Source organism: Rhodococcus sp. EPR-134, from assembly GCF_001647205.1.
Classification (GTDB): domain Bacteria; phylum Actinomycetota; class Actinomycetes; order Mycobacteriales; family Mycobacteriaceae; genus Rhodococcus_F; species Rhodococcus_F qingshengii.
Map to the genome: position 1 here is coordinate 1 of NZ_LVCT01000424.1, position 8,108 is coordinate 8,108.

An 8,108-nucleotide genomic window follows, 5' to 3' on the forward strand; every position below is an offset into this window, starting at 1 on the left:
GTACACCGGATTGGTCTATGCGACACTGGCGATTTCAGCTCTGTCGATCGCGGTGTGGGCTCACCACATGTACGCGACGGGTGCTGTTCTCCTGCCGTACTTCTCGTTCATGACGTTCCTGATCGCCGTGCCGACAGGTGTGAAGATCTTCAACTGGATCGGCACGATGTGGAAGGGGCAGTTGACCTTCGAGTCGCCGATGCTGTTCTCGGTCGGCTTCTTGATCACCTTCCTCTTCGGTGGTCTGTCGGGTGTCATTCTCGCGAGCCCGCCGATCGACTTCCATGTCACCGACACGTATTTTGTCGTCGCCCACTTCCATTACGTGGTCTTCGGTACGGTCGTGTTCGCCACGTACGCCGGTATCTACTTCTGGTTCCCGAAGATGACCGGTCGCATGATGGACGAGCGTCTCGGCAAGTGGCACTTCTGGACCACGTTCGTCGGTTTCCACGGCACGTTCCTCGTTCAGCACTGGCTCGGCGGCGAGGGGATGCCGCGTCGCTATGCCGACTACCTGCCCTCGGACGGGTTCACGGTGCTGAACTCGGTGTCCACGATCTTTGCCTTCGTGCTCGGTGCCTCGACGCTTCCGTTCATCTGGAACGTTTTCAAGAGCTACCGCTACGGCGAAGTTGTCACCGTCGACGATCCGTGGGGTTACGGAAACTCGCTGGAGTGGGCAACCACCTGCCCGCCGCCGCGTCACAACTTCACCGAGTTACCGCGCATCCGCAGTGAACGTCCGGCGTTCGAGCTGCACTACCCGCACATGGTGGAGCGAATGAGGGCGGAAGCGCACGTGGGTCTCACCGGGCAACCCACGTCGACGTTGGAGAAGAGTGACGATCGTCGCCAGATTGATTAGTGCAATAATAGTTGCTGCACTAATTAATCTGATAACATCGGATTCATGACGACGAAGGCTCCGCAGACGCAGATGGATGATCCGCTGGCTCTCGACCGGCAGGTGTGCTTTGCACTTGCGGTCGCGAACCGGGCGGTGCTGTCCGTCTACCGGCCACTGCTCGAGCCGATGGGCCTCACGCATCCCCAGTACCTGGTGATGCTGGCACTGTGGGGAAAGTCGCCGATGGCGGTCAAGGAAATCGGGCAGGCACTGCAACTCGATTCGCCGACGCTGTCGCCGCTCCTCAAGCGACTCGAGGCGTCCGGGCTGATCACGCGAACCCGTAGCCGCGCCGACGAACGGCAACTGGACGTGGACCTCACCGAAGCCGGTGTGGCACTGCGCGCGGAGGCGGAGAAGATCCCGCCGGCGGTTGTCGCGAAGCTCGGCGTCAGCCTCGCCGAACTCGAAGAACTTCACAACGTTCTGACGCGGGTCAACGAGGCCGCGCTCCGCGCCGGAGCCTTGGACCAATGAGAGAAATGTGATGACTGCATCCGAAAGAAACGTGATGACTGCGTCAGTACCGTCGATGCGTACCGAACAGGTGACTTCCGTGACTTCCAAAAAGCAACGTACGAGCCCGAATCCTCTTCAGTGGTTGGGTTATTCAGTGGGGCGCAAACTGCCCGATTCGATGCAGGACTGGGTACGAAACGACCTGATCGGTGACTGGGCCGTGCCGCGTCACCTGATCCGAAGCATGGTGCCGTTCATTCCAGTGTTCGCGGCCTTCATGCTCTTCCCCGGGCCGTGGGCCCTGCGGGCATCGATGGTGCTGCTCGGAGTGCTTCTGGCACTGTTCTATTCGGTCTCCTACATGGCTCAGAACAGGTCGCGCCGCCTCGAGCGTCACGGTTTGCCTTCCGACCTCGAGAACCCGAAGAAGATCTCGCGCCACGACGCCGAGAAGGCCGCCTACGAGAAGTTGCACGGCGGCCCCGCGACGTAGACACCTCGGTCACATGCCGTGGAGGGCGCTGCCGCCGTTCAACTCGCAGACGCGTTGCTCCACGGTCGCCGAGAAGCCCCCTTCCGGCTCGGTCGAACGAAGAGCCGATTCGACGTCTTGCTCGACCAGATATCCGTTGATCGCGATTGCCGCGGTCGAACCTGCCGCCGCAGCATTGATTACCTGGGCGCGAGGGTCGACGACGTTGCCGGCGCCCCAGACGCCCGGAACGCTGGTGGCGCCGGAAGGGTCGACAACCGCGAATCCCGTAGGGCCGGTTTTGCACCCGAGTCGCGTCAGATGTGTGTCGTTCGGATTGAAACGTGGCGCAACGAACAATGCTGAGCGAGGGACCAACTGGCCGTTGTCGAGTTCGACGGCCCTCAGTTCGCCTCTCTCACCGATCAATCCAGATACCGATCCGTCGGCAACCGTCACTCCTCGGGCAGCCAGTCGCGCGCGTTCGTCGGGGGTGAGCGAGATCTTGTCGGGGAATAACGTCACATCCGACGACCACTGTCGGAGTAGAAACGCCTGGTGAAGTGACATCTCGCGAGCGTCGCCGCCGAGAACGCCGATCGGTTGGTCGCTGATCTCGTACGCATGGCAGTACGGGCAATGGAGCACGCTTTGTCCCCAAAGCTCCTGGATGCCTTGTATTTCCGGGAGTGAATCCCGTAGACCGGTGGCAACCAGCACAGTACGAGTTTCGCGCGTCGTGCCTCCTGACAGTTCGACGACAAAGCCGGGTTCGATACCGCGCCAGGAGATGTCGACTACGTCATCTTGTGTCAATTCCACTCCGTACGTCTGCAATTCGCTGCGTCCGACGGCGAGCAACTCACGTGGCGCCATGCCGTCGCGCGAGAGGAAGCCGTGCATGTGTGCTGCCGGTGCGTTGCGCGGTTTGCCGGAATCGATGACGGCGACCGAGCGCCGAGCACGACCCAACACCAGGGCTGCGCTGAGTCCGGCGGCGCCACCGCCGACGATCACGGCGTCGAGGATCTCAGTTTCAGTGTGTGTTCGCATGAGCACAGATTGCTCGCGGAGGGGGTTCTTCAGCAACTAATGTTGCCATTTCTGGGAATCGTCGTCAGACTCGGCACCATGAATGTCAACGGTCCGCACATCGATGCCGCCATCTCGCAGATCGGCGCGCGCCTCAAACGCATTCGTACACAGAGGAACGTCACGCTCACAGCGCTGTCCGAGTCCACCGGTATTTCGAAGAGCACCCTGTCGAGGCTCGAAGCGGGGGAGCGTCGCCCGAGCTTGGAGTTGCTGCTTCCGATCGCGCTTGCCCACCAAGTGCCGTTGGACCAACTGGTGGCGGCACCGCAGGTCGCCGATCCACGCATCCAGAGTGCGCCTCGAAGCGTCAGTGGGCGAAAGGTATTGCCGCTCACTCGGCAACCGGGTGGGTTGCAGGCATTCAAGATGACCATCCCGGCAAGCCAGACGGAACCGGATCCCCAAGTGCACGACGGCTACGAATGGCTGTACGTGTTGTCGGGGAGGTTGCGGTTGGTGTTGGCCGATCACGACATCGTGATGGGTACGGGTGAAGCTGCTGAATTCGACACCCGAAACCCGCATTGGTTCGGCAGTGACGGGCGCGGCCCGGTCGAGGTACTGAGTCTGTTCGGCCCCCAAGGAGAACGCATCCACGTTCGGGCCAGGCCTTCGGCGAAGTGACGGACAGTCATACTTTCATTCGATGCTGCCGGAAGCGAAGAGGACAGTGAGGGTCTGTGCGAATCGAAATTGACGACCTGAGTCGGGATGCGGTCCGTGCTCTACTCACCGAACATCTCGCCGACATGCACGCGACCTCGCCCTCGGACAGCGTTCACGCGCTGGACGTCACGGGGCTGATGGATATCTCTGTGACCATGTGGACGCTGTGGAGCGAAGGTGACGAGTTACTCGGTTGCGTCGCGCTCAAGGAACGGTCGTCGGCGGGCGGCGAGATCAAGTCGATGCGAACGTCATCGGCAGCAAGGGGGCGTGGCGTGGGAACGCGACTTCTTCAACACGTCGTGGACGAGTCGAGACAACGAGGTTACCGGCAACTCGAATTGGAGACCGGTACGCAAGAGTTCTTCGATCCAGCTCGCCGGTTGTACGCGAAATTCGGGTTCGTGCCTTGTCCACCGTTCGGGAACTACCGCGAAGACCCGAACAGCGCATTCTTCGTTCTCACCTTGTGAGCAGCTCGCACGCTACAGCATCTTTGCTGTGATGCGTCGTACTGCACTGTCGGAGTCCATGATTGCGGTGTCGAGCACCAGCCGTTCCGTAGTCCACGGCTCGTAGTCTCGATCCAGAATTTCCTGCCACGTCGGTAGTACGAGATCCGGGATGTCGACGACTCGCCGTTTAGCGCGTCTGCGATGCTCGTCGGGATCCGAACAGATGACCTCGACACCGAGCAGGCGCGCCGAATTATGTTGTGCGGTAGCGGACCAGGCGTCTCGTGTCGCCTCGACGGGGTTGACGCATTCGACCACGACCGAAAGTCCGAGTCGCAATTGTTCGGCGGCGAGCGCGTACCCGGTGATGTATCCGGCGGTCCCGGACCCGTCAGCGATACCGCTGCGGATCAGCGCCTGTTCGATGGTATCGATCCGCACGAAGGGGATTTGGTGACGCTGCGCAAGCGCCCGCGCGATCGTCGACTTGCCGGTGGCCGGCAAACCACCGATCACGACGAGCGTTGCGCGAGTCGATGGCTGGGGGTTGTGTCCGGCATCCACCATCCCCGAAATGTACGGGGCGTTGTCGATTTACGTGAACTCGCCCCGTACTCGCCCCGTACTCGCTCAGTTCGAGATCGCGAACTCTCGTGCTTCGAACGCCAGATCGTCGGCGGCGGATTCCATTCGTGCCGTCGCGCGGTTGGGTGCTGTCAGCACTGCGACAATCGGAACTGCCAACGCCAGCAGGCCGAGAACGAAGACAGGGAAGAGGAACGAGAACACTTCGAGTCCCTGTGGCGCCGGGGCTGCCGCGTCGTGAACAACCTCGACAGCGGCCATTCCGGTGTAGTGCATACCGACGACAGCGATGCCCATGATGATTCCGGCGACAAAACGCAGAATCGTGGACTCGAGCACCATGGTGAACCACAGTGCAGCGGTTCCGGCGACGACTGCGATCAGAACCGACAGTGCAACGAAGAGCAGGTCGTAGTGGATCTCGCCCTGAAAGCGCAAGGCGCGCATACCCGTGTAATGCATGATGTTCACGGCGAGACCGGTTACCACGCCCCCGATCAGAAGCCGCGTCCAGCGAAATTCGGTCCCGATGATCAGCAGGCCGACAAACACGGCCCCTACTGAGATGATCGCGGAGATCACGGTCCATCCGAGGTTGTATCGAATGGGACTGCCGGGGACCGCGAAGCCGAGCATGGCGATGAAATGCATGAGCCAGATGGCGACGCCACCGATCGACAAGGCAGCCATGGCGAGCCATCGCATGCGTGTGGCGGTTGTCGTCGCCGACGCTGAATGCCTGGTGCACGCCAGGCCGACTACCGACCCGACCACGGACACGACGTAGGCGAGTCCGAGCAGCCAGATTCCCATCGAGAAATGGTGCATTTCATCCGACATGCCAGTTCCTTTCGGCGACGATTCGCATCTGGTGATTCATCTAGACGACTGCTTCAGCTGCAAGTCGTTCGAGGGAGTATTCGGTGACGGCGATCAGCGCGCGTTTGGCTGATTCGCGGTTTCGGGCGTCGATCTCGATCATGGGAACCCGGTTGGGTAGAGCCAACGCCTGGCGGAGATCGCTCGCCGAATGGATTGGCGCGCCGTCGAAACGGTTGACCGCCACGATGAACGGGAGGCCTCGCGCCTCGAAGAAGTCGACTGCGGCGAAGCTGTCTTCCAGGCGACGCGTGTCGACCAGAATGACCGCACCGATCGCACCGGTGATCAGGTCGTCCCACATGAACCAGAAGCGGCGCTGTCCCGGGGTTCCGAACAGATAGAGGACCAGGTCGTCGGCGAGAGTGATGCGCCCGAAGTCCATCGCGACCGTCGTGGTGCTCTTGTCGGGAGTGGATCCGAGATTGTCGATACCGTCGCTGGCGTCGGTGACCATGGCCTCCGTGCGAAGGGGGACGATTTCGGAGACGGTCCCCACAAGTGTTGTCTTGCCAACACCGAAACCCCCGGCGATCACGATTTTTGTCGATTTCACGCGAGACGATGAGTCAGAGTGCCCGAAGTCCACTGAGGGTCCTTTCGATCAGTTCGCGTCGCTCGACTCGAGATGCGTCGCTTCGCAGAGTGGCATGTATTTCCAGTGATCCGGCTACTACGAGGTCGGCGACCAGTACCCGCACGACTCCGATCGGAACACCCAGGTGGGCAGCGATCTCGGCAACCGAGATCCGCTGCTCGCAGAGTGCGACGATCGATGCACGAATATCCTGCGGTGCAAGATTGTTCGAGACCGCGTCTTCGATCGTCGCGATGATCGCTTCGAGTGGGAGGTCGATGGACGGCAGGGTCCGACCTTCGGTGAGCGCGTACGGCCGGACCAAGCTCGGTTCGGCGTCGTCGTACTCGGATTGATGGTGAGGCATCGAACTCAAATACCCTGCGATGTTCTCGGGGCAATGTCCATGGTGGTGCCGACGCGATCGACGAGAGTCGCCATTTCGTAACCGATCTGGCCGATGTCGCATCCGGCGACAGCGAGAGCGGCAAGGTAAGCGCCACTACCGACGCCCATGAGAAGCAGGTAGCCGTTCTCCATCTCGACGACGGACTGCATGACGGCTCCACCGTCGAAGAGGCGTGACGCCCCCGCGGACAGGCTGGCGAGTCCGGAAGTGACAGCGGCTAATTGATCGGCCCGATCGAGCGGAAGATGTGTGCTCGAGGCCGTCAACAACCCGTCGGCTGAGACGATGATCGCGTGACTCACACCCGGCACGTCTCGGGCAAAAGCCGATACCAGCCAGTCGAGTGCGCGGGGAGTCTCTTGGGCTCCGACAGTGTTCACTGTTCTCCTTCATCGTTGTGCAACATCGTGGACGATTCGAAAGACTGTCCGCCATCGGGCTGATGGTCGGCAGCGCGCCGACGCCCTCGTTGTACTCCGGATTGGTAACTGCTCCAACCACGTTGGACGTCCGCCGGATTGGATGCATGGCGCTGTGTCGTTCCACCTCTCCCGACTGCGCCGGGAACCAGGCGGGCTCCGCGGTCTCGAATGGGAAGTCCGGAATCGGCGATCTTGGTGACCGGCATCTCGAACGAGGTCCGAGCGGCCAGCCAGCCTTGATCCGCGTCGGTGGTCCACGCACTGCCGGTGGAAGCAGCTGACGTCTCCGCCGTCGGGTCCACGAGCCACTCGGACACCATCCGGGCGAAAATCGGCATCGTGGTCGGGGCAGCGAGTACGCCGTTCGAGTTGCCGTCTCCCGCGCCGTCAGCGCGCGCCGATGCGCGAGCAGAGAGCCCGTCACGGGTGCGCGAGGAGAAGAACGCCGCAGTGTTTGTCGGCGTCGGGGCTGAGAGCCGGTGCCGTGGCGGCGGGGTTGTCGACGGGTGTGGACCCACCGGGATCTCGGGACCCTGTGCCGGCGAGGTGAATTCCGGCGAAGGAGTACGCACGGGAAGGGACGTCGATGCGCTTGTGCCTTCGGGATCGGGCAGAGGAGCGAAGGACGACACGGAGGTGGCGGGTGCAGCGGTGGTCGGAGTCGAGGTACTGACCGCCGGTACTCCACTTGTGCCCGGAGTGCGACGTGGCAACCCCGAAGGCGCTGTTGTCGTGGGAATGGATTGCGGTGTGATCGGGGCGAACGTCTCAGTCCGGTCGGTGCTGTTGCTGGGCGTTCGACGCGGGAGATCTGCGAAACTTCTGGTCGCAGGCTGCGGGGGTGCCAATTCGGTCGGGACGGGCTGTGACCAGGACGGTTCAGACGGTGCGGGCGGCGGAGTCCGATCGAGCGTGGGCACGGGTCCGGTTCGCGGCGTGCGGATCTCGGGTCCCCGAGAAGAATCGAGTATCGACGTCGGTAGGAGCACCGTTGCGGTGATGCCGCTGTGCGTCGACGACGTTGCCGTCGGGCGCAGGCGCACAGAGATGTTGTAGCGACGACTGATTCGGCTCACGACGAACAAACCCATGCGACGCGCTGTATCCGCGCTCATCTCGCCGCCGGCGGCGAGGCGCTCGTTGGCATCGAGGATATCGGCAGGCGACATGCCGATACCG

General features: G+C 62.0%; 11 protein-coding genes and 1 pseudogene. 5 read left to right on the forward strand and 7 right to left on the reverse strand.

Annotated elements, in window-relative coordinates; all coding sequences use genetic code 11:
• From A2J01_RS19585 to A2J01_RS19595, 3 genes are all read left to right on the forward strand, one after another.
• The coding region (locus A2J01_RS19585) for a cytochrome c oxidase subunit I (RefSeq protein ID WP_197494255.1) at positions 1-868 on the forward strand (868 nt) is incomplete at its 5' end.
• A gap of 45 nt (positions 869-913) precedes the next feature.
• Positions 914-1,387 (forward strand): MarR family winged helix-turn-helix transcriptional regulator, encoded by a 474-nt coding sequence (locus A2J01_RS19590; protein WP_003939892.1) that lies wholly within the window; start codon positions 914-916, stop codon positions 1,385-1,387.
• A 55-nt stretch (positions 1,388-1,442) separates the two neighbouring features.
• Positions 1,443-1,862, forward strand: a complete 420-nt coding sequence (locus A2J01_RS19595) for a DUF5313 family protein (RefSeq protein ID WP_042451127.1) — start codon at positions 1,443-1,445, stop codon at positions 1,860-1,862.
• A gap of 9 nt (positions 1,863-1,871) precedes the next feature.
• Here A2J01_RS19595 and A2J01_RS19600 read toward each other — a convergent pair whose 3' ends face one another.
• The gene (locus tag A2J01_RS19600; RefSeq protein ID WP_064113364.1) at positions 1,872-2,900 is read right to left on the reverse strand and encodes an NAD(P)/FAD-dependent oxidoreductase; all 1,029 of its coding nucleotides are present in this window, start codon (positions 2,898-2,900) and stop codon (positions 1,872-1,874) included.
• A 33-nt stretch (positions 2,901-2,933) separates the two neighbouring features.
• Here A2J01_RS19600 and A2J01_RS19605 point away from each other — a divergent pair, with 33 nt between their 5' ends.
• Both A2J01_RS19605 and A2J01_RS19610 read left to right on the forward strand, forming a co-directional pair.
• Positions 2,934-3,560: a helix-turn-helix domain-containing protein gene (locus tag A2J01_RS19605; RefSeq protein ID WP_082900904.1), complete on the forward strand. Its 627-nt coding sequence runs from the start codon at positions 2,934-2,936 to the stop codon at positions 3,558-3,560.
• A 56-nt stretch (positions 3,561-3,616) separates the two neighbouring features.
• The gene (locus A2J01_RS19610; RefSeq protein WP_007727787.1) at positions 3,617-4,075 is read left to right on the forward strand and encodes a GNAT family N-acetyltransferase; all 459 of its coding nucleotides are present in this window, start codon (positions 3,617-3,619) and stop codon (positions 4,073-4,075) included.
• A 12-nt stretch (positions 4,076-4,087) separates the two neighbouring features.
• On the opposite strand, the gene A2J01_RS19615 is transcribed toward A2J01_RS19610, so the two are convergent.
• The 6 genes and pseudogenes from A2J01_RS19615 to A2J01_RS19640 form a co-directional block, all read right to left on the reverse strand.
• On the reverse strand, positions 4,088-4,624 hold the full coding sequence (locus A2J01_RS19615; protein WP_064113365.1) for an AAA family ATPase: 537 nt from the start codon (positions 4,622-4,624) through the stop codon (positions 4,088-4,090).
• Between the two features lie 63 nt (positions 4,625-4,687).
• Entirely contained in the window at positions 4,688-5,482 is a 795-nt protein-coding gene (locus A2J01_RS19620; protein ID WP_003939865.1) for an MHYT domain-containing protein, read from the reverse strand.
• A 40-nt stretch (positions 5,483-5,522) separates the two neighbouring features.
• The gene (locus tag A2J01_RS19625; RefSeq protein WP_003940118.1) at positions 5,523-6,110 is read right to left on the reverse strand and encodes a GTP-binding protein; all 588 of its coding nucleotides are present in this window, start codon (positions 6,108-6,110) and stop codon (positions 5,523-5,525) included.
• Entirely contained in the window at positions 6,091-6,465 is a 375-nt protein-coding gene (locus tag A2J01_RS19630) for a DUF742 domain-containing protein (RefSeq protein WP_007727785.1), read from the reverse strand. Before A2J01_RS19630 ends, A2J01_RS19625 begins: the two co-directional genes overlap by 20 nt.
• A gap of 5 nt (positions 6,466-6,470) precedes the next feature.
• Positions 6,471-6,887 (reverse strand): roadblock/LC7 domain-containing protein, encoded by a 417-nt coding sequence (locus tag A2J01_RS19635; RefSeq protein ID WP_003940329.1) that lies wholly within the window; start codon positions 6,885-6,887, stop codon positions 6,471-6,473.
• A pseudogene (locus A2J01_RS19640) lies at positions 6,884-8,108 on the reverse strand (sensor histidine kinase); the annotation flags it as partial. The gene A2J01_RS19635 and the pseudogene A2J01_RS19640, both read right to left, overlap by 4 nt.